Origin of the sequence: Sphingobium aquiterrae (assembly GCF_037154135.1) — a bacterium.
In the GTDB taxonomy this organism is placed as follows: Bacteria; Pseudomonadota; Alphaproteobacteria; order Sphingomonadales; family Sphingomonadaceae; genus Sphingobium; species Sphingobium aquiterrae.
Genome location: NZ_JBANFL010000011.1, coordinates 130,386 through 151,148, shown reverse-complemented (window position 1 = coordinate 151,148; position 20,763 = coordinate 130,386). Strand labels below are relative to the sequence as shown.

Below are 20,763 nucleotides of genomic sequence, written 5' to 3'. Positions count from 1 at the left end.
AGAGGATGACATGAGCGAAAGACTGGCTGGCAAGACCTGCCTGATCACCGGCGCGGCGCAGGGCATAGGCTTCGCCGTGGTCGAAGCGTTCCTGCGCGAGGGCGCCACGGTGATCGCGACCGATCTCAACGAGGTGCGCCTGAACGAGGCATTCGCCGACCGCGAGGTCAGGACCGCGAAGCTGGATGTGACGGACGGCGCAGCGGCCGAGGCGCTGGCTGCGGCCTTTCCCCAGGTCGATGTGCTGGTCAATTGCGCGGGCTGGGTGGTGGGCGGGAGCATCCTCGCATGCGATCCGGCCGATCTAGAGCGCAGCCTCAGCATCAATGTCATGTCGATGATGGGGATGATCCGCGCCTTCCTGCCGGCCATGCGCGCGCGCCGCGATGGCGCGATCGTCAATATCGCGTCGGTCGTCTCGTCGGTGATGGCCGCGCCGGATCGCTTCGCCTATGGCACCAGCAAGGCCGCCGTCGTGGGCCTCACCATGTCGGTGGCGCGCGATTATATCGGCGAGGGCATCCGCTGCAACGCGATCAGCCCCGGCACAGTCGACAGCCCCTCGCTCGGCGAGCGCCTGCGCGCGACCGGCGACGAACAGGCCGCGCGCGCGGCCTTCGTCGCGCGGCAGCCGATGGGGCGCATCGGCCAGCCTGAAGAGATTGCCGAGGTGGCGGTCATGCTGGCCTCCGACGAGGTCAGGTTCATGACCGGCGCCAATCTGATCGTGGACGGCGGGATGAGTCTGTAGCGGGATTCGAAATCACCTGACGGCCCGAAAATATGACATATCAAAAGCCTGGAGCGGTTGATCCGGTGCCATCGGATGGCAAGCCGCTCCAGGCCGATCTCCAGGCTGTCGCTGGCCAGGGAATCGTGGGCAATCAGCGGCGCGTGGGGCGGACGTTCGTCGCCCGCCGGCCCAAGGCGCTGCGGCTTCATGGAAGGTGGAAGGCCGGGCTCAGCCCCGATGCGCGTCCGTCAGGGCCAGGCTCGAGAAGCGCTCCGGCTCCGAATAGGCCATGCGCAGGTGCGTGAGCAGGGCGAATTGCGGATCGTCGTCATTGCCGCCGGAAACCAGATCGAGCAGCGCGCGATGATGGTTGAGGCGCCAGCGCCGGATTTCCTGGCTGACATGCTCCAGCGCCTTGTGCGCGAACAGCGATGTCGTCAGCGAATTGAGGGTGCGTTCGAGATAGGGATTGCCCGCCGCGTGCCAGATCACCGCATGGAATTTGCGGTCCAGTGCGGCCGCGTCGATCAGCGGTCCGTCCCATGCCTCCATCTGTTCGACCAGTTCGGTGAGTTCGGCCAGGATTTCGGGCGTCATCCGCGCGCGGGCCAGGCGCATCGCCTCGGCCTCCAGCACTAGCCGCAGGCTATTGATCTGCTGCACCTCGTCGGATGAAAGCTGGATGACGAACATGCCGCGGCGTTCGTGGTTCATCACCAGCCCCTGTTCTTGAAGCTGCGAAAGGGCTTCGCGCACCGGGATGCGGCTGATGTTGAATTCCCGCGCGATCTGGCTCTCGTTCAGCCGGTCCCCTGGCTTGTACCGGCCGCTCAGGATCTGCGAGCGCAGCGTCTTGACCAGGTGCGTGCGCAACGTCGAGGGCATGTGGTCGGATATTGACGTGTCGTCCGCTTCGATATTCTGGGTCTGCATGCTCGGGCGAATTCTCCATGGCTCGGGCGGTTGTTCATTCATGTGGCCGTTCCAGCTGGCCGGTAAACGGGATCAGGTTGGGCTGGCACAAGCCTTTCGCGGCGCATTGCCAGCACTGTCCGCGCTGCGATACCCGCATTTCAAGGAAGCCAACATAGGCCGCTCCGTCCTGCCGATCCAGTGCGTCGCGCGAATCGGCCGCGCGGGCCAGATCGGTTCCTGCTACTGGGATAGCTGTATACCAAAGGGTGCATCCTTGCGTCAAATGCAGTCACACATTGCCGGTATCGCGTTGTTTTCAGCAGGAAAATTCAGGAAATCGGCAGGTTTTAGATAGGGTTGAATGAATATAATATACGGAAGGCCATGCTGATTTCCCGCTTCGGGGCAGGGCCCCGCGAGCGCTCGCCGAACCGGTCGCGCCGAACAGCCCCTCGGGGCGGCGGGGCCGGCCGCTCATGCGCGGGCCGCCTCCGCTGCCATCGCCGCTGCCGATCGTGATCCCCGGCCGCAGCCCGATTGTCCGCGCGGCGTCGACGGGGCGGTCAGGGGCGAATGCCGTCGTCCCATGCGCGCGCCTTGCTGGTCTGTCCGATGCCGGGGTTGAGCTGGTTGCGCGGGTCGATCGACCGGTAGAAATCGGCCAGCGCCTGCTTGGCCTTGTAGAGATGGCCGACATTGTGCTCGGCTGGATATTCGGCGCCGCGCGCGTCCAGCAGATCCCACATCGCATGTTCGATGGCGAGCGGATCATGCCCCTTCGCCACGACATAGTCCTGGTGGAAGACATGGCAGAAGAAGTGCCCATAATAGAGCTTGTGGATGATCCTGGCATCCAGATCGGCGGGCAGCGTCTCGAACCAGTCGCGCTCGTTGCGGGGCAGGGCGATGTCGAGCGCGACGATATCCTCCACCGTGTCGGCATGCACCGCGCGATAGCGCACCGCCGCGCCCGCCGCCGCGAAACGGTGCAGAAAGGCCTTGGTCGCCTCGTCCGGCGTGCATTCGAAGACATCGCCCTGGGCCGAAGGGAACAGGCCGTTGAGCAGCGCGCGCGCCTCGGCGATCCCGTCGCCCGCCATTTTCAGCATCAGATGGTGCTCATAGCGGTCGCGCCACTGGCGCATGCGGGCGGGCAGATGCGTGGGGAACAGCCGGCTGAGAAATTGCAGCAGATGATCGCCGGGCGCCTTGCCGAACAGCCTGAACCGGCCGGCGATCGCATCGACCCGCGCCTTCATCGCGAAAAGCGCCGGCAGGCGGTCGGTGCCCAGAAGCTGGATCGCCAGGAAGCTGTCCTTGCCATAGCGTTCGGCGATGTCGAACGCGGTGCGGTGCATATATTCGCCCGCGATCGGCAATGTGCCGAACCCGCCCAATATGGCGCGGCGCAGGGCGGTAAGCTCCGCGATATCGTTCGTGCCGATGTAGAAGGTGGCGGTCGCCTCGTCTTTCGCGAAGCTGTCCAGCCGGGCTGCGAACAGCACCAGCTTGCCGGCGCTGCCCGATGCCTCGAACAGGCAGCGCGGATCGGCGTTGAACCGCGCCGGCGTTTCGGCGTCGATCGCGCGGACATGGTCGGCATAGCCATGGTCCGATGCCCACCGGCCCGGATCGTCGCTGATGTGCTCCGCCGTGAAATCGCCCGCTTCGAGCCGGCGCAGGATCTCTTCGGGATCATCGCCCAGCTGGATGCCCAGATGGTTGACAAGCTCCAGGCGGCCGTCCGCGTCTATGCGGGCGTACAGCGCGAGCTGGGTGAAGGCGGGCCCGCGCTGGACAAGCGCCCCGCCCGAATTGTTGCAGACGCCGCCCAGCACCGAAGCGCCGATGCAGGAAGAGCCGATCACCGAATGGGGCTCGCGGCCGAGGGGCTTGAGCGCGCGTTCCAGCTGATAGAGGGTGGTGCCGGGCAGCGCCACGACCTGCCGGCCGCCGTCGATCACATGCAGCCCGGAGATGCGTGTCGTGCTGATAATCACGACGCCGCCCGGATAGCTGTTTCCATCGGGCGTGGAGCCGCCGGTGAGCCCGGTGTTCGATGCCTGCAGGATGATCGACACATCCGCCGCGACGCAGGCCTGGACGACGCGCCACTGCTCGATCAGCGACCCCGGCCGCACGACCGCGACCGCCGCCCCTTCGCCACAGCGATAGCCGCGGCGGTAGCGCAGCGTCGCGCGGGGATCGGTGAGGATGTACCGGCCGCCGAGGATCGCGCGCAATCGGGCGATCAGCGCGGCATGGTCCGCAGGCCCGTTCATCCGGCCAACGCGATGCCCCACGGCCCGACCCCGGCCTTTTCGCGCGCGCGGACCTTGCCGGTGTCGCGGTCGATCAGGCTGATGTCGCCCGAAGGGCCGTTGGCGGTGATCAGCGTCTTGCCGTCCGCGCTCAGCGCGATGCCCCATGGCCGCGCGCCGACATCGGCGATGGTGCGCCGGATCGCGCCCCTGGCCGGATCGACCTCCAGCACCGTGCCGGCGCGGCCGGTTGATACGAACACCGTCCTGCCGCCGGGCGCCTCGACAAGGCCCATCGGCCGCACCCTGGCGTCGCCTCCGGCCAGGTCGATCTGCCGCGTCAGCGCCATCGCCGCGGCGTCGATCACGGCGAGCTTGCCGCCGGTCTCGACCGCGACATAGATCGCCTTGCCGTCCGCCGATGCCAGCAGCGTGCGCGGGCGGCCGGGGATCGCGATCGAAGCAACCTGCCGGAAGGTCCCCAGGTCGAACGCCAGCACCATGTCGGTCCCCTCGCAGGCAACGAAGAGCCGCTTGCCGTCGGGCGTGATCGCGATCCCTTCGGGCTCGTCTTCCACCTTGATCGCGCGGGTCGGCCGCACCCCGCTCACATCCACCAGCGAGACCAGCGAGGCATCCTCGTTGGAGACCGCCAGCGTCCGCCCATCCGGCGTCAGCGTGAAGGTCTCCGGATCGGTGCCCGCATTCAATATGCGCTGGACGACCCCGCTCTGTCGGTTGATCACGGCGATGCCGTCCTTCCCATGATCGGCCGGCGGCAATGTGCTTTCGTCCACGCCGGGGCCGCCGATGGGCGATCCCGATACCGCGACATAGAGTGTGTTCCCGTCCGGCGACAGGCGGATGCCGCGCGGCCGAATGCCGGCGGCGATCGTGCGGGTGATGCCGCCGGTCGCCGGATCGATCACCAGGACCTGGTTGCCACGCTCGTCAGACACATAGATCGGTGTGGCCGTGCCGCCGGGCCCGGCCGATGCCTCCTGCCGGCCCCCCGAGCAGGCCGCGAGCGCGGCGAGCAGGGCGATTGCGGATCGTCGCAAAAGCGGGGAGGGCGGTGGATTGCGGTTCCATGGCGCGATAATCAAGATCCACCTCATGTCGAATGAAATAGTCTATACCCCCGGTGCGGGCTTGTCGATGCAACCGTTCGCGAGGAAGGGCCCCTCTTGCCGCGGCCCTTCCTCGCTCGGGCATGGCATTACATCTTCGCGCGCAACGTCAGCTCGAACTGACGGCCGAACGGCGATGCCAGCGCCGGCAGATACCCGTTGGCATTGTCGACGAACGGCGGGTCCTTGTCGAACAGGTTGACGACACGGCCCTGCAGCGACAGCCCCTTGTGCAGATTGTCGAGCGAGAGGCGGCCGACCAGGTCGAAGGTCGTCCAGGAGTCCGCCTTCTTGAACATGCTGCCATTATTATATCTGAACGAGTCGACATAATTGGCCGCGAGGTTGATGGTCACAGGATCGAGCGCCCAGGTCAGGGCGAGGCGCCCCTTCCACCGGGGGGCCTGATCGGTGCCCAGGCGATCGTTGAATGGCGCGCTGGGCAGCACCTGCTGCTTGTCGGTCAACTTCAGATTGGCGTTCCATGCAAAGTTGAAATCGCCGATCCCGGTGGAGAAATCATAGCCGCCGTCGAAATCGATGCCGGCGAATTTCCGGACGCCCAGGTTGATCGCATAGGAGCGGAAGATGACATCCCAGGTGATATAGGATTGCACTTCCATTTCCGGCGGGACGGCGGCCATCTCCGCCGCGATCTGCGCGGGGGTCGGGTTGATCACCCGATAGGCGGCAAAGGCGGGGTTGGTGATCGCGTCGGTCAGCGTCGCCTTGTAGATCGTGTTTTCATAGGTCACATGATAATAGCTGGCGCTGAACCGCAGTCCGCGGATCTGCGGCGGGGCAAGGTCGACGCCGAACGAATAGGTCTTCGCGCTTTCCGGCTGCAGGTCCGGATTGCCGCCGCCCGAGTTGTAGATATTATAAGGAATCTGCAGCGGCTGGCCGGTTTCCCAGTCGGTATAGGGCGTGGTCTGGTCGCGTGAGCCGACATAGCCGAACTTGCTCGACAGCAGGCCCAGATTGGGTGCGACGAACGATGTGCCATAGCTGGCGTGCAGCGAATATCCGGCGAAGGGTGCAATGACGATACCGTATTTCGGATTGAACTGTGCGCCATATTGCCGGTAATAATCGACGCGGCCGGCCAGGGAGAGCGTCACCTGGTGCAACCACGGCATCTCGTTGGTCGTGCCGACGAGGGGGATGTTGAGCTCGCCATAGCCGGCCATCACGGTGCGGTCGATATCGTCGTCGCGCACGGTGATGATCCTGCGCAGCGCCGTGCCGCTGGTCTGCAGCTGCACGGCCTCTTCCTCGCGGAAATCGACGCCGACCGCCGCGCGGACGGTGCCGCCGCCGATGTCGAACAGCGGGCCGTCGGCCTTGAACTGCAATTCGCGCAGCCGCTGGCTGGTGCGGTTGTCGCGGCGATAATTGTCGTCGATGCTCGCCAGCACCGCCGGATTATTGTCCGCAGCCTGGCCGAACGGATTGAGCGCGGTCGCCAGGGTGGTGCCGTTGGCCGCGGCCTCTGCATTGACCAGGTCAAGCTCGGGATCGCTGTTGAAGTCGTTCGTCTTGGAGACATGGACCATCGCCGTCCCGCGCCAGTCGCCGCCCAGGTCGACATCCGCGCCGGCCGTCACGCCCCAGGCCTTGGAGGACTGGATGCTGAACCGCGACGGAAATAGCCCGAGCGCGCTGCGGCGGATGAGGATCGAGTCCGCCACTTCGCCCGGCGGCAGCTGGAAATAGGGATTGGTGTTGGGAATGATCAGCGCGAGCGAGGTCTGGCCGCCGAAGGAGCGTGTCTTGTAGTTGGAATAGTTGATCTCGGTCCACAGCTCGACATTGTCGCCCAGTTCCTGGCGCGCGGTCAGCAGGGCCGCGTGGCGATGGCCGTCGGGGATGATGCTCCCCGCGTCCAGCAGCCCGCATGTGTTGCGGCCGACCGTATAGCCGGGATAGGCATAGGTGCGGTTGTTCACCGTGACGTTCGGCTGCAGGCAGTTGGAGCTGCGCAGGTCGCGGCCGCCGCGCGAGGTCTGGTCCCCGCCGAGCGCGAGGAAGTCGATATCGGTGGTGAGCGGCGACCGGTTCTGCGAATATTCATAGGCCAGCATGACATTGCCGGTGCCCCAGCTATGGCCGGCGATCAGCGCCGCGTCATATTTGCGGTAGCGCGTGTCGTTGAAGCCGTATGTCACCGATCCCTCGATGCCCTCGACATTGCGGCGATAGATGAAGTTCACCACGCCGGCGACCGCATCCGAACCATAGATGGCCGATCCGCCGTCGGCGACCACTTCCACGCGCTGCACCGCGATCACCGGGATGATCGAGGGATCGGGGAACACCGCCTCGCCGCCGACCGGCGCGAAGCGATGGCCGTTGAACAGGGTCAGCGTCGCATAGATGCCGACATTGTGGATGTTGGGCTGATAGCCTGCGGTGCGGAAACGGTTGGAGGTGGATTGCTCGGCATTGGCGCCGAAATTGCCCAGCGCCGGTATGGCCGCCAGCAATTCCTTGGTATTGGCGGGGGCGGTATCGGCGATCTGCGCCTGCGAGACGCCGATGAGCTGGGACCCCGTGGGCGCGACGCCGCGAATGCTCGATCCGGTGACGATGATGTCCTGGACCTGTTGCTCGTTGAGGTCGGCTGGGTCGGTGGCAGCGCCCTGCGGGGCGGTGGCGGCATCCCGTGCCGGCGGTGCGTCCGCCGGGGAGGCCGGGCCGCCCTGCGCCGAAGCGGGGGCGGCGGGTGTTTCGGCAAGGGCCGGTCCTGCGGCCAGCAGCGTGAGGATGATCGCAGACCCTGCCAACAGCCGGCCGCGCCTGACGATCGATGCGCCATTCGGAAATGTGTGTGTAAGCATATCTCTCCCCGTTGTTGGAGACCGCCCGGTCGAGAGCGGCCGATCCTTCGATTGTTCGTTTTCGAACTTGTTGATTGCAGGCGCGTTGGCCTGCGCCCTGGTGATGGGGCGTCCGTCCTTGACGATGTCTCCTTTGGCCCTGCCGGTTGGTATCTCATCTGTAGACTGTATGCATCTTGCTTGAAGCTGTCAGATTTCAATACAACGTGATTTTGCAACATTTCATCGCACATTGATCAAATATAACGGATGAGAGGGGGACGGATTCCCGATTTTTCGCATACAGTTTTGTAGCACATGACGAGAAATGGTCAGGGGGAGAGGAGTTGATGGCAATGCGCTTGATTCGGCGGCGTGGGGGAAGGGCTGCGGCCGGGATGTTCCGGGGCTCCTCCCTGATCGCCGTCGCGATCGTCGCGGCGATCGCGTGGGGGCGTGCCGATGGACAGGGCGCTGGTCCGGCATCGCAGGCTTCCCCCGTCGCGCCGCCCGCGGCTGGCTTCAATCCCTATCGCCACGCGGCGCAGCTCTATGCCGACACTTGTGCCGGCTGCCATGGCACGGATCTTTCCGGCGGCCGCGGCCCGAGCCTGTTCAACGAGGCGCTGATCGGCGGGATGAAGGACGAGGCGCTGCACGACATCATCGCCAACGGCATCACGGATACCGAGATGCCGCCGTTCAAGGACATGCTGCCCGATGACGATATCTATCAGCTCATCGGCTATCTCCGCACCCATGCGCATGAGATCAAGGGCGCGCCCGCCTTCGTCCCCGATCCCGCCAACCAGATCATCAGGAGCGAGAAGCAGACCTTCCGGATCGAGGTGGTGGCGCAGGGGCTGGACACGCCCTGGGGGCTGGCCTTCCTGCCGGACGGCCGCCTGCTCGTCACCGAACGGGGCGGCCATCTGCGCATCGTCGACCGCAAGGGCGCGTTGCTGCCCGATCCGGTGAAGGGCACGCCCACGCCATGGGTGCGCCAGGATGGCGGCATGCTGGATGTCGCCGTGCATCCGGATTATCGCCGGAACGGCTGGATCTACCTTTCCTATACCGAAGTGGCGCCCGGCCATGTCATGACGCCGCAGGAGCGCGCCGAGCGGGTGCCCGGCCAGCGCCCGGTCAACCCGCCGACGATGACCGTGCTGATCCGCGGCAGGATCAATGCGCGGAACGAATGGGTCGATACGCAGACGATCTTCCGCGCGCCGGTCGCGCTCTACACCACGAGCGGCGCGCATTATGGATCGCGCTTCCTGTTCGACGGCAAGGGGCACCTGTTCTTCTCGCTCGGCGAGCGCGGCGACATGGCCAATGCGCAGCGGCTGGACGTGCCGCTGGGCAAGATCCACCGGGTCAATGACGACGGCTCGATCCCGGCCGACAATCCCTTCGTCCACACGGCCGGGGCGATCCCCAGCATCTGGAGCTATGGCCACCGCAATCCCCAGGGGCTGTCCTTCGATCCGCGCACCGGCCTGCTCTGGGAATCGGAGCATGGGCCGACCGGCGGCGACGAGATCAACATCATCGAGCCCGGCAAGAATTACGGCTGGGGCGTGATCTCTATGGGCAGCCAGCCGGGCATCACCAAACGCAGCGCGCCGGGCATGGAACAGCCGATCGTCTATTACACGCCCACCATCGCGCCCAGCGGCATCGGCTTTTACAAGGGGGATCGGTATCCGGGATGGAAAAATGGTCTTTTCGTCGCGGCCCTGGCCGGCCAGCAATTGCGCCGGATCGAGATCGGCGATCGCGCGGTGACGCATCAGGAGGTGCTGTTCAGCAAATTCGGCCGCACGCGCGCGGTGACGACCGGGCCGGACGGCCTGCTCTATGTGCTGTTGCAGAACCCGACGGGGGCAGGGACCGGCCTCAGCCTGTCCGATCCGACCCCCGGCATGGTGATCAGACTGGTGCCGGCACAATGAGGGGGGCCATGAACGCGAATATGAACGCGAACCGGACGGGGCTTGCCTGCGCCGCCGTCATGCTCGCCATGCTGCCCGCCGCGGCGATGGCAGCGACCGCGCAGAAGGCGATATTCGGCAAGGCCGACGACGGCCGGACCGTGGAGCTGGTGACATTGCGGAACGACAAGGGCATGACCGTGCGCTTCTCGACCCGCGGCGGCACCTTCGTGGAGATCGACGCGCCGGACCGGACCGGCAAGGTCGGCAATGTCGTCCTGGGCATGCCCGATTTCGCGCATTGGGAAAAGGCGGGCGCCTTCAACAGCGTGGTCGGCCGCTATGCGAACCGCATTTCGGGCGGCGGCTTCACCCTCGACGGCGTCTTCTACACGCTGCGGGCGAACCCGGCGACGGGCGTCGCCATGCATGGCGGGCCCAAAGGGTTCGGCAGCCAGATCTGGCAGGTCTCGACCTTCCAGCGCGCGGATGCTGCGGGCGCGGTGCTCACCTATGTCAGCGTGGACGGCGAGAATGGCTATCCGGGCGAACTGCGCGTCAAGATGACCTATACGTTGACCAACGCCAATGTGCTGCGGCTGGACTATGAGGCGACGACGGACAAGCCGACCGTGATCAACCTGACCAACCACAGCTATTTCAACATCGGCGGCGATGATTCGGGGTCGGTCTACGACCAGGTGATGCAGGTCTTCGCCAGCCGCTGGACGCCCACCGACGAGCATCAGGTGCCGCGTGGCGAGATCGTTCCGGTCGAGGGGACGCCGCTCGATTTCCGCCGGCCCACCCCGATCCGCGAGCGCGTGTGGTCGAGCGATCCGCAGATGCTGCTGGCCAAGGGCATCGACCATAATTTCGTGCTCGACAAGCCGCATGAGAATGACCTCAGCGTCGCGGTGAGGCTGCACGACCCGAAAAGCGGGCGGACGCTGGAGGTGCGCACCACCGAGCCGGCGGTGCAGATCTATACCGGCAATAATCTGAACGGCGGCATGCCCGGCGCGGGGGGGCGGACGCTGCGCCAGGGCGACGGCGTGGCCTTCGAGACCGAACATTTCCCCGATAGCCCGAACAAGCCCAATTTCCCCTCCACCGTCCTGCGTCCGGGGCAGGTTTTCCACTCGACCACCGAATTCGCCTTCGGCACCGATGGCGGATGATGGCGCGGTGCATGGTCACGGGATTGCCCCGGGGCTTGCAATGCCGCATTTTCCGCGCCGCCAGATAAGGACATGACATGAGGATCGCATCATCATGATGGGACGCTTTACCCCGGCCGCCCTGACTGCCCCAGCCGCCCTGACTGCCCTCGCCGCCGCCATGCTGGCCCCGGGGCCAGCGCCCGCGCGTGCGGCCCATGGGGAGGCGATGCTGCGCATCATCCCTGTGGATGTGGAGGGCGGCGCGGCCACGCTCTACATCACGCCGGAAGGGCATTCGCTGCTGATCGACGCCGGCTGGCCCGTCGGCATGGGCGGGCCGCGTCCGGCCGAGGGGGCGGCGCCCACGCCCACGCCGAGCAGCGCGCAGCGGATCGTCGCGCAGATGAAGGCGGCGGGGCTGAGCAAGCTCGATTATCTGATGCTCTCGCATTATCATATCGACCATATCGGCGGTGCGGTGGAACTCATGCAGTTGATCCCGGTCGGCACCTTCATCGACCATGGCGCCAATCGCGAGGATCTGCCGGCCGATGCGACCGAGCGGCAGAAGAGCTTTGCCCCGGCGGTGAACTATCCCAAATATGTCGCGGCGATCGGCAGCAGGCCGCATCGCGTCATGAAGCCGGGCGATATGCTCAGGATCGACGATCTCGTCCTCATCGCGGTCGACAGCGATCGCGCCATTCCAGCGCAACCGCTGGCGGGCGATGGCGCGCCCGGCGCGGGCTGCCCGCCGAGCGATGGCCCGCCCGATCTTGGCGGCGAGGAAAATCCCCGCTCGCTGGGCATCGTCGCCAGTTGGGGCAAGGCGCGCATCCTGTCGCTGGGCGACACGACCTGGGATGTGGAGAACAGCCTGGTCTGCCCGCGCAACCTGATCGGCCCGGTCGACCTGATGGTCGCCAACAATCATGGCAGCGCGAACAGCAACAGCCCGACATTCCTCCGATCGGTCCGCCCGACCGTGCTGCTGATCGAAAATGGCGCGACCAAGGGCGCGGACCCGGCCACGTTCGACACGGCCAGCGCGATCCCGGCAATACAGGCGATCTGGCAATTGCACATGGCCACCCGCGCGCCGGGGAAGAACCCGCCATCCGATCAGATCGCCAATCCCGACGGCATGCCCGACGCGATCCATCCCCTGCAGATCATGGTGGCGAAAACGGGCAGTGTGACGATCACCAATCCGCGCAACGGCTTCAGCAGGACCTATCCGCAGGCGGCGCGCTGACAGCAGCCGATGCGGGCGCGGGAGGGGCCGGGCGGAGAAGGCGCCCGGCGGGTCCGTCGGTTGCAAGCCGGCTGACGGGACATCGCCTTCAGCCCTCGTCCGTTACGATCACATGCAGATAGCGTGGGCCATGGGCGCCGCGCACATATTGGCCCTCGATATCCGTCGTGCCGCTGACGCCGGAGACCCAGTAGCGCGCGCGTACCGGCTGGAGGCCGTAGGCGGCCGCCGCTTCCAGCCGGGCGACGATGGCGGCGCGCGGCAGGACGACCAGATGATGCAGGCACAGGAAATTGGGCAGCATCGGCGCATGCGGTGCGGTTTCGAAGATCAGCGACCCGGTTTCCGCCACGCCCATCAGCGCGCGGGCGAGCGCTGCCGTCTCGTCCGGCGCGGCCGAGGCATGGCGGTCGAAACCGGTCCAGTCGAGCGTCTCCAGTGCCGGGTCGGGCGGCAGGTAGAGCGCGCGCGGCAGGGCGAAGCCATCGAGATAGCGGCCGACGGCCTCGGGCAGCGCCGCCAGGTCGGCGATCCGGTCATGCGTGGCGGAGATCGACGGCTCCGACAGCTTCTCCAGGAAAAGATGCGCCGCTTCGCCTTCGGGCATGGGCGGCAGAGGCATGTCGCGCAGCAATGCGGCAGCCTCCCCGGCGATGAGGTCGCCTCGCGCGCCGCTGCCGGACGCCAGCCGCGACAGGATCGTGTCGCGCGCGCTCATCTGCCGCGCTGCCGCCGGCGATATTGCGTCATGAAGCTGCCGCCTTCGGGCGCCGGCAGGTCGCGATGGGCGAGCCAGCCGCCGGCAAGCGGCAGCGTGCGAATCCAGCCCCCGCCGCCCCACAGCGCCAGGAACCGGGCGCCGATGCCGCTGGCGAGCCGGTAAAGGCGCGGGCGGCGGACGAACCATGCCCAGAGTCCCAGCGCGGTCCGCGTGGTCACTGGCTCCAGCCCCTCGCGCCAGCTCTTCTCCCGCCAGCCCCGCAACAGCGTGGGCAGGGGAATCCGCACCGGGCAGACCTCCTGGCAACGCCCGTTGAGCGTGCAGGCGTGGACAAGGTCGCGATTGGGCGCCAGCCCGTCGAGCGCGGGGGTCAGCACCGATCCCATCGGGCCGGGATAGGTGCCGCCATAGGCATGGCCGCCGATCTGGCGGAAGACGACGCAATGGTTCATGCACGCGCCGCAGCGGATGCAGCGCAGCATCTCGACCAGATCGCCCGCCCGCATCCCGGTGCGGCCATTGTCGACCAGGACGATGTGCATCTCTTCCGGCCCGTCGCCATCCCCCGGCCGCCGCGGCCCTGCATAGAAGGTCGTATATTGCGTCAGCGCCGCGCCGGTGGCGGAGCGGGCCAGCATCCGCAGCATATGCACGGCATGCGCCATGCTCGGCACGATCTTCTCGATCCCGGCGGTGACGATGTGGACGCGCGGGGGGACCAGCGACAGCTCGGCATTGCCTTCATTGGTGACGGTGCAGACGGCGCCGCTGTCGGCGATCAGGAAATTCGCGCCGGATATGCCGACATCGGCGCCCAGCATCCGCTGCCGCAACTCGCGCCGGGCGCTTTCGGCCATGGCGGCGATGCTTTCCTCCTGGTGAGGCACGCGATGATGGGCGCGGAACAGGTCCGACACCTGCTCGCGCGTCTTGTGCATCGCGGGCCAGACGATGTGCGAGGGGCGCTCGTCGGCCAGCTGGATGATATGTTCGGCCAGGTCGGTTTCGATCCGCGTGATGCCGGCGGCCTCCAGCGCGTGGGGCAGGCCGATCTCCTCGCCCAGCATCGACTTGGAGCGCGCCACCGACGTCGCGCCGGCCGCGCGGCAGATGTCGATCACGATCCGGCAGGCTTCGTCGGCGGTGGTCGCCCAGTGGACGCGCGCGCCGGCGGCGATGGCATTCGCCTCGAACTGTTCCAGATAATGGCCCAGATGGGCGATCACATGATCCTTGATCGCGGCGGCGCGGTCGCGTGCCGCGTCGAATTCCGCAAAGGCGGCGACGGCGACGGCCCGCTTCGCCTCTGCCGTGCCCGCCGTCCGGTCCAGCGCGACCTTCAGCATCGGGTCGCCCAGCGCCATGTCGACGCGGCGGGTGAAGGCAGAGTTGCTCATTCGCGCCCGTTCCCCCGTTCGCCGATGGCCGGGCCGTCGCCCATGCCGGCCAGAATCTCCACCGTATGGAAGGCGCGGACGGAGGAACCGCGCCGGTTGAGCTTGCCCGCCATGTTCATCAGGCAGCCCAGATCGCCGGCCAGCAGCAGGTCGGCGCCGCTGTCCTCGATCGCCTGGGCCTTCTCGTCTACGATTGCGTTGGAGATCGCCGGATATTTGACGCAGAAGGTGCCGCCGAAGCCGCAGCAGGTTTCCGCCCCGGCAAGCGGCCGCATCTCCAATCCCTCGACCGCGGCGAGCAGGCGCCGGGGCTGGACGCGGACGCCCAGCTCACGCAGGCCCGAGCAGCTGTCATGATAGGTGGCGACGGCGTGCAGCGCGGTGCCTGTGGGTTTCCAGCCGCATTTCTCGTCCAGAAAGGCGAGGATTTCCCATGTGCGTCCCGCCACCTGCTGCGCGCGCGCCGCCCATGCCGGGTCGCTGGCCAGCAATTCGGGATAGTGATGCACGATCGTGCCCGCGCAGGAGCCGGAGGGCACCACGACATGCGCATAGGATTCCAGCAGCGCCACCGTGCGCCGGGCGATGTCGGTCGCGCTCTCGCGATCGCCGGAATTGAGCGCGGGCTGGCCGCAGCAGGTCTGCCCTTCGGGGACGATGACGGTGCAGCCGGCGGCCTCCAGCGCGCGGATCGCGGCAAAGCCGATGCGCGGCCGCATCAGGTCGACCAGGCAGGTGACGAACAGCGCGACGTTCATGGCATGCCGTGCCTGCGCGCCCAGTCCATGAACAGGGTCGGCCAGGGGGATGTCGTCCTGTCGGGCAGGGTCAGGCCGAAGCCATGGCCGCCCTTTTCGAAGATGTGCATCTCCGCCGGGATCTTCGCCGCCTGCAATGCGGAGAACATCAGCAGGCTGTTGCCCACGGGCACGGTGGCGTCGTCGGCCGCATGGGCAAGGAAGGTGGGCGGTCCGTCCGCCGGCACCCAAAGCTGCGGCGACAGCGCGCGCAGGCGTTCCTCGGGCGGGTTCTCGCCCAGCAGCATGTCGCGCGATCCGGCATGGACCAGCGGGCCGGTCATCGTCATCACCGGATACATGAGGTTCGCCACCGTCGGGCGCGCGGACAGGCCGTCTGCCGCATCCACGGGCGGATAGGTCGGCTGCGCGAAGCGCGTGGCCAGGCGCGCGGCCAGATGCCCGCCGGCCGAAAATCCGATCATGCCGATCCGGTCCGGGCTGTAGCCTTCCTGCGCCGCCCGCTGCCGCACGATCCGCATGGCGCGCTGGGCATCCTGCAAGGGCGCATCGGGGCCATCCGCCCAGCCGTCCGCGGGCAGGCGATAGAGCAGGATGAAGCAGGTATAGCCTTCGGCCGCGAAGCGCCGCGCGATGGCATAGCCTTCATGCCCGATCGCGATCCGCCGATATCCGCCGCCGGGCAACAGCAGCAGCGCCGCGCCATTGCTTTTGCGGGGCCGGATCATGGTGAGGGTGGGGGTTGCGATCTGGACGAAGGCGGTGTCGTCCACCGGGCCGTCGGGGCTGCGCGGCACTTCCCTGTCCTCAAGCTTCAGGGCCCTGCCGCCGGGAACGGCACCGGGAATGGCGCCGGGCCAGATCGGGAAACGCGCAAAGCCTTCCGGCACCGGCGGCAATGCCCGCGCCGCGGAAGCCATGCCCGCCAGCGCGCCCGCCGCCAGCAGCGAACGACGATTGATGTGCCAGGCGGGGCGGCTCGTCACGGCGCGCGCCCTATTGCAGGTTCACGAACATGCCGCCATCGACCAGGAGCGCCGCCCCGGTGACGTAGCGGGCCATGTCGGATGCCAGGAACACCGCCGGCCCGGCCATGTCCTCCGGCATGCCCAGCCGGCCGAGCGGCACGCGGCTTTCCATATATCTGCGCTTCTCGATATCGGCCAGGTCTTCCTTGTTGATCTCCGTCAGGATCGTGCCGGGCAGCAGCGAATTGCAGCGTATGCCGTGGCGGCCGAGCGCGATGGCGGCCGATTGCATCAGCGAATGCAGGCCCGCCTTGGTGGGCGTGTAATGCGTCTGATATTCGCCGCCGACCAGCGCCGAGATCGACGACACCGCGATGATCGACCCGCCATGCCCCTGCGCCACCATCTGCCGCGCCGCCGCCTGGCACATGAAATAGCCGCCATGCAGGTTGACGCGCATCGTCCGCTCGAACGTCTCGACCGGCATGTCGAGGAAGCTGTGGAAGGGGCAGATGCCGGCATTGCTGACCATCACGTCGACCTTGCCGAACGCATCCACCGCATGGCCGATGAAGTCGGTGGCGGTCTGCGGATCGGCGACGTCGCCCTGCACGGCAAGCCCGCGCCGGCCCAGCGCCGCGATGGCCGCGACGCAGGAATCCGCCCCCGCCTTGTCGCGCGAGAAGTTGATCGCGACGTCTGCGCCATGCTCGGCCGCGCCGATCGCGATTGCGCGCCCGATGCCCGTCGAGGCGCCCGTGATCACGACCGTCTTTCCTTCCAGCAAACCCACGCCTGCAATCCTTTCGTTAGAACGGTTCCATCCACCGGAACCGCCTTGGTCCTTCGATGCTTTAGCGGCGCCCGCGATGATGCCGTTCGGGCGCCGGATTCGTGCTCCAGCCGAGCGCGACGCTGATCTGCTGCGCGGTGGCGCGAATGTCGTCGCTCAGCGCCGCCATGCGCGCGTCGCTCATATATTGCGCGGCGCTGGAGACGCTGATCGCCGCCACGATGCGGTTCGACGCATCGCGGACCGGCGCCGCCACGCAGCGGATCTGATCCTCATTCTCTTCAAGGTCGAACGCGCGGCCGGCCGCCACATAGCCGCGCATGCGTTCCTCCCACAGCGCATAGTCGGTGGCGGGGGTGCTGTCGGCATGGTCGGCGTCGAACAGCGCGCGCCACTGGGCCGGCATATGATCGAGGATCAGCGCCTTGCCCAGGCCCGTCGACGTGAGCGGATGACGATCGCCCACGCGGCTGGATATCTCCACCCTGCGCCGCCCCGGCATCTTGTCCAGATACAGCGCCTTGTCCGCTTCCAGCCGGCCGAAATGGACCGTGTCCTCGGTCAGCGCCGCCAGCGATTCGAGATAGGGCCGCGCCGTCTGGATCAGGTCGACCTGGCTCTGGGCGAGGAAGCCCAGATACAGCAGCTTCGGCCCCAGCTGATAGCCTTCGCGCGGGAAGAAGGTGAGGAAGCCGCGGTCGATGAGTGCATTGGCAAGCCTGTGCGTGGTCGACCGCGTCAGGCCCATGCGGGCCGACAGCTCGGCAAGCGTGACCGGCCCATCCACGACATGGTCCATCATGTCGAGGCCACGCAGCAGGGTCTGGCTTCCCTGCGGTCCTGTGCCGGCTTCATTTTTGCCTGCATCGGAATCTTCGTTTGACGCCTTCTGTCTCATTCCTTAATACCCTATCCCATAACGTGAGAAAGTAAACCATCAATCGCACGGCATGGAACGGCCCCGAACGGGTCCGATCCCACCGCATGTTGGAGATCGACATCTTCCAGTATCACATACTGGGATGACTGCTCCAATATGCAAGGCAATGCGGCGGATGGGCATTGTTCAGAGGATGGCGGGTAGGAAAATGGGGCTGTCGAAAATCAAGCATGTCCGGGCGTTCGTGGTGCGGGGCGGTGGCGCCGATTATCATGACCAGGGCGCCGGCCACTGGATCGACGATCATATCGCGACGCCGATGGCGCGTTACCCCGAATATCGGCAGAGCCGGCAGAGCTTCGGCATCAACGTGCTCGGCACGCTGGTCGTGGAGCTGGAGGCGGAGGATGGCACCATCGGGTTTGCCGTCACCACCGGCGGCGAGCCGGCGGCCTTCATCGTGGAGAAGCATCTGTCGCGCTTCCTGATCGGGCGCTCGCCGGCCGAATATGAGAAGATCTGGGACCAGATGTATTTCTCGACCCAATATTATGGCCGCAAGGGGCTGGTCGTGAACGCCATCTCCGGCGTCGACCTTGCCCTGTGGGACCTGCTGGGCAAGCTGCGGCAGGAGCCGGTCTACCATATGCTGGGCGGCGCGGTGCGCGACGAGCTGCAATTCTACGCGACCGGCGCGCGGCCCGACCTTGCCAGGGACATGGGTTTCATCGGCGGCAAGATGCCGCTGCACCATGGCCCTGCCGAGGGGCTGGAAGGGCTGCACCGGAACATCGCCGAACTGGCGACGATGCGCGAGCGCGTGGGCCCAGACTTCTGGCTGATGTTCGATTGCTGGATGGCGCTGGACGTCGATTATGCCACGCGCCTTGCCATCGCCGCGCACGAACATGGCCTAAAATGGATCGAGGAGGCGATCAGCCCCGACGATTATTGGGGCTATGCCGAGCTGAAGCGCAACGTGCCCAGGGGCATGCTGGTCACGACGGGCGAGCATGAGGCGACGCGCTGGGGCTTCCGCATGCTGATGGACATGGACTGCTGCGACATCATCCAGCCCGATGTCGGCTGGTGCGGCGGCGTGACCGAGCTGCTGAAGATCTCCGCGCTGGCGGATGCGCGCGGCAAGCTGGTCGTGCCGCACGGCTCCTCGGTCTACAGCTATCATTTCGTCATCACGCGCCACAACAGCCCCTTCGCCGAATTCCTGATGATGGCGCCGGGCGCGGACAAGGTCGTGCCGATGTTCCACCCGCAACTGATCGGCGAGCCGGTCCCCGAAAAGGGACGGCTGAAGGCGAGCGCGCTCGACAAGCCGGGTTTCGGCGTCGAGCTCAATCGCGAGATCGCGCTGCACCGTCCCTATCCGAACTGAGGAAGACAGAAGATGAAGCTTTGCCGCTATGGCCCCGTGGGCGCCGAGAAACCCGGCCTGATCGATTCGGACGGCCGGATTCGCGATCTTTCCGCCCATGTCGATGACATTGGCGGCGACGTGCTGTCGAAGGCCGGGCTGGCGCGGCTCGCCGCCATCGACCCGGCATCGTTGTCGCTGGCCGAAGGCGCCGCGCGCTATGGCGTGCCTGTTGCCGGCACGCGCCAGTTCGTCGCCATCGGGCTCAACTATGCCGACCATGCGGCGGAATCGAACCTGCCGATCCCGGCGGAACCGGTGGTGTTCAACAAGTGGATCAGCTGCCTCCAGGGGCCGAACGATCCCGTTACCATTCCCGCCGGATCGCAGAAGACGGACTGGGAAGTCGAGCTGGGCGTCGTCATCGGCACGCGTGCCTATCGCGTCGATGCGGCCGATGCGCTCGATCATGTGGCGGGCTATTGCGTGATCAACGACGTGTCGGAGCGCCATTGGCAGATCGAGCGCGGCGCGACCTGGGACAAGGGCAAGGGCTTCCCGACCTTCGGCCCGGTCGGCCCCTGGCTGGTGACGGGCGACGAGGTGGGCGATCCGCAGAACCTCTCCATGTGGCTCGACGTCAACGGCAGGCGCGTGCAGCATGGCAACAGCCGCACGATGATTTTCGACGTCGCGACCATCGTCTCCTATCTCAGCACGTTCATGACGCTGGAGCCCGGCGACATCGTCACCACCGGCACGCCCCCGGGCGTGGGCATGGGGCAGAAGCCGGAGCCCTGGTATCTGAAGCCGGGCGACGTGGTGACGCTGGGCATCGAGAAGCTGGGTGAACAGCGGCAGGATTTTGTCGCCTGCAAGACGGGGGAGAACCAGGCATGAGCATTTTTGCCGGTCGTTTCGCAGGCCGCTGCGCCATCGTGACGGGCGCCGCATCCGGCCTTGGCAAGGCCGTTGCCGCACGCATCGTCGCCGAAGGCGGCCAGGTCGCGCTGTGGGACGTGGATGCCGACAAGCTCGCTGCCACGGCGGCCGAGGTCGGCGCCGCATATCTGTACGCCCTCGACGTTTCCGACCCGGAAGCGGTCGCGCAGGCGGCCGATGCCAGCGCGGCGGCGCTGGGCAAGGTCGACATCCTCGTCTGCTCCGCCGGCATCACCGGCGCGACAAAGCCCGTGCATGAATTCCCCATCGACAGCTGGCAGCAGGTGATGGGGATCAACCTCAACGGCCTGTTCTACTGCTGCCGGGCGGTCGTTCCCCATATGCTCGCCAACGGCTATGGCCGCATCGTCAACGTCGCCTCGGTCGCGGGCAAGGAAGGCAATCCGAATGCATCGGCCTATTCGGCGTCGAAGGCGGGCGTGATCGGCCTCACCAAGTCGCTGGGCAAGGAGCTGGCCGGCAGGGGCGTGATCGCCAACAGCCTGACGCCTGCGACCTTCGAAAGCCCGATCCTGGACCAGTTGCCGCAAAGCCAGGTCGACTATATGCGGTCGAAGATACCGATGGGCCGCCTGGGCGAAGTCGAGGAGTCGGCCGCCATGGCGTGCTTCATGGCGAGCGAGGAGTGCAGCTTCACCACCGCCGCCACCTTCGACACGTCGGGCGGACGCACGACCTTCTGACGCGGGGAGGGGAGC

17 protein-coding genes are annotated in these 20,763 nt (G+C 66.6%); 7 read left to right on the top strand and 10 right to left on the bottom strand.

The features are described 5' to 3' along the window. Positions 1-10: 10 nt before the first annotated feature. Positions 11-751: an SDR family oxidoreductase gene (locus tag WFP78_RS13455; protein ID WP_336963120.1), complete on the top strand. Its 741-nt coding sequence runs from the start codon at positions 11-13 to the stop codon at positions 749-751. Between the two features lie 210 nt (positions 752-961). Here WFP78_RS13455 and WFP78_RS13450 read toward each other — a convergent pair whose 3' ends face one another. The 4 genes from WFP78_RS13450 to WFP78_RS13435 form a co-directional block, all read right to left on the bottom strand. Continuing rightward, complete coding sequence (locus WFP78_RS13450; RefSeq protein WP_336963117.1) at positions 962-1,666, bottom strand: GntR family transcriptional regulator; 705 nt, start codon at positions 1,664-1,666, stop codon at positions 962-964. A gap of 545 nt (positions 1,667-2,211) precedes the next feature. Then, entirely contained in the window at positions 2,212-3,930 is a 1,719-nt protein-coding gene (dld, locus tag WFP78_RS13445; protein ID WP_336963114.1) for a D-lactate dehydrogenase, read from the bottom strand. Beyond that, positions 3,927-5,015 carry a YVTN family beta-propeller repeat protein gene (locus tag WFP78_RS13440; protein WP_336963111.1) on the bottom strand — a complete coding sequence of 363 codons (1,089 nt, stop codon included), beginning with the start codon at positions 5,013-5,015 and terminating at the stop codon, positions 3,927-3,929. Before WFP78_RS13440 ends, dld begins: the two co-directional genes overlap by 4 nt. Before the next feature lie 113 nt (positions 5,016-5,128). Further along, positions 5,129-7,879 (bottom strand): TonB-dependent receptor domain-containing protein, encoded by a 2,751-nt coding sequence (locus WFP78_RS13435; RefSeq protein WP_336963108.1) that lies wholly within the window; start codon positions 7,877-7,879, stop codon positions 5,129-5,131. 377 nt (positions 7,880-8,256) lie between these two features. Between WFP78_RS13435 and WFP78_RS13430 the strand changes: the two genes are divergently transcribed. The 3 genes from WFP78_RS13430 (at position 8,257) to WFP78_RS13420 (ending at position 12,213) form a co-directional block, all read left to right on the top strand. Then, on the top strand, positions 8,257-9,816 hold the full coding sequence (locus WFP78_RS13430) for a PQQ-dependent sugar dehydrogenase (RefSeq protein WP_336963106.1): 1,560 nt from the start codon (positions 8,257-8,259) through the stop codon (positions 9,814-9,816). Between the two features lie 8 nt (positions 9,817-9,824). Continuing rightward, entirely contained in the window at positions 9,825-10,976 is a 1,152-nt protein-coding gene (locus WFP78_RS13425; RefSeq protein ID WP_336963103.1) for an aldose epimerase family protein, read from the top strand. Between the two features lie 94 nt (positions 10,977-11,070). Continuing rightward, the gene (locus WFP78_RS13420) at positions 11,071-12,213 is read left to right on the top strand and encodes a ComEC/Rec2 family competence protein (RefSeq protein WP_336963099.1); all 1,143 of its coding nucleotides are present in this window, start codon (positions 11,071-11,073) and stop codon (positions 12,211-12,213) included. Between the two features lie 88 nt (positions 12,214-12,301). Here WFP78_RS13420 and WFP78_RS13415 read toward each other — a convergent pair whose 3' ends face one another. From WFP78_RS13415 to WFP78_RS13390, 6 genes are all read right to left on the bottom strand, one after another. Next, positions 12,302-12,931, bottom strand: a complete 630-nt coding sequence (locus WFP78_RS13415; RefSeq protein ID WP_336963096.1) for a LutC/YkgG family protein — start codon at positions 12,929-12,931, stop codon at positions 12,302-12,304. Continuing rightward, positions 12,928-14,331 (bottom strand): lactate utilization protein B, encoded by a 1,404-nt coding sequence (locus WFP78_RS13410; RefSeq protein WP_336963093.1) that lies wholly within the window; start codon positions 14,329-14,331, stop codon positions 12,928-12,930. The genes WFP78_RS13415 and WFP78_RS13410 overlap by 4 nt, the downstream gene beginning before the upstream one ends. After that, positions 14,328-15,089 (bottom strand): (Fe-S)-binding protein, encoded by a 762-nt coding sequence (locus tag WFP78_RS13405; RefSeq protein WP_336963090.1) that lies wholly within the window; start codon positions 15,087-15,089, stop codon positions 14,328-14,330. Before WFP78_RS13405 ends, WFP78_RS13410 begins: the two co-directional genes overlap by 4 nt. Further along, a complete protein-coding gene (locus tag WFP78_RS13400) occupies positions 15,086-16,009 on the bottom strand; it encodes an alpha/beta hydrolase (RefSeq protein ID WP_419722966.1) in 924 nt (307 codons plus the stop codon). Before WFP78_RS13400 ends, WFP78_RS13405 begins: the two co-directional genes overlap by 4 nt. Positions 16,010-16,085: 76 nt before the next feature. Further along, positions 16,086-16,850, bottom strand: coding sequence for an L-rhamnose 1-dehydrogenase Lra1 (locus tag WFP78_RS13395; protein ID WP_336963084.1), 765 nt, complete (start codon positions 16,848-16,850; stop codon positions 16,086-16,088). A 61-nt stretch (positions 16,851-16,911) separates the two neighbouring features. Next, positions 16,912-17,748, bottom strand: a complete 837-nt coding sequence (locus tag WFP78_RS13390) for an IclR family transcriptional regulator (protein ID WP_336963083.1) — start codon at positions 17,746-17,748, stop codon at positions 16,912-16,914. A 190-nt stretch (positions 17,749-17,938) separates the two neighbouring features. On the opposite strand from WFP78_RS13390, the gene rhmD reads away from it, so the two are divergent. From rhmD to WFP78_RS13375, 3 genes are read left to right on the top strand one after another with little or no spacing between them, the layout of a single operon-like run. Next, positions 17,939-19,123 carry an L-rhamnonate dehydratase gene (gene rhmD, locus WFP78_RS13385; RefSeq protein WP_336963080.1) on the top strand — a complete coding sequence of 395 codons (1,185 nt, stop codon included), beginning with the start codon at positions 17,939-17,941 and terminating at the stop codon, positions 19,121-19,123. Positions 19,124-19,135: 12 nt separating this feature from the next. After that, a complete protein-coding gene (locus WFP78_RS13380; protein WP_336963078.1) occupies positions 19,136-20,002 on the top strand; it encodes a fumarylacetoacetate hydrolase family protein in 867 nt (288 codons plus the stop codon). After that, entirely contained in the window at positions 19,999-20,748 is a 750-nt protein-coding gene (locus WFP78_RS13375) for an SDR family NAD(P)-dependent oxidoreductase (protein ID WP_336963076.1), read from the top strand. The genes WFP78_RS13380 and WFP78_RS13375 overlap by 4 nt, the downstream gene beginning before the upstream one ends. The last annotated feature ends 15 nt before the right edge of the window (positions 20,749-20,763 follow it).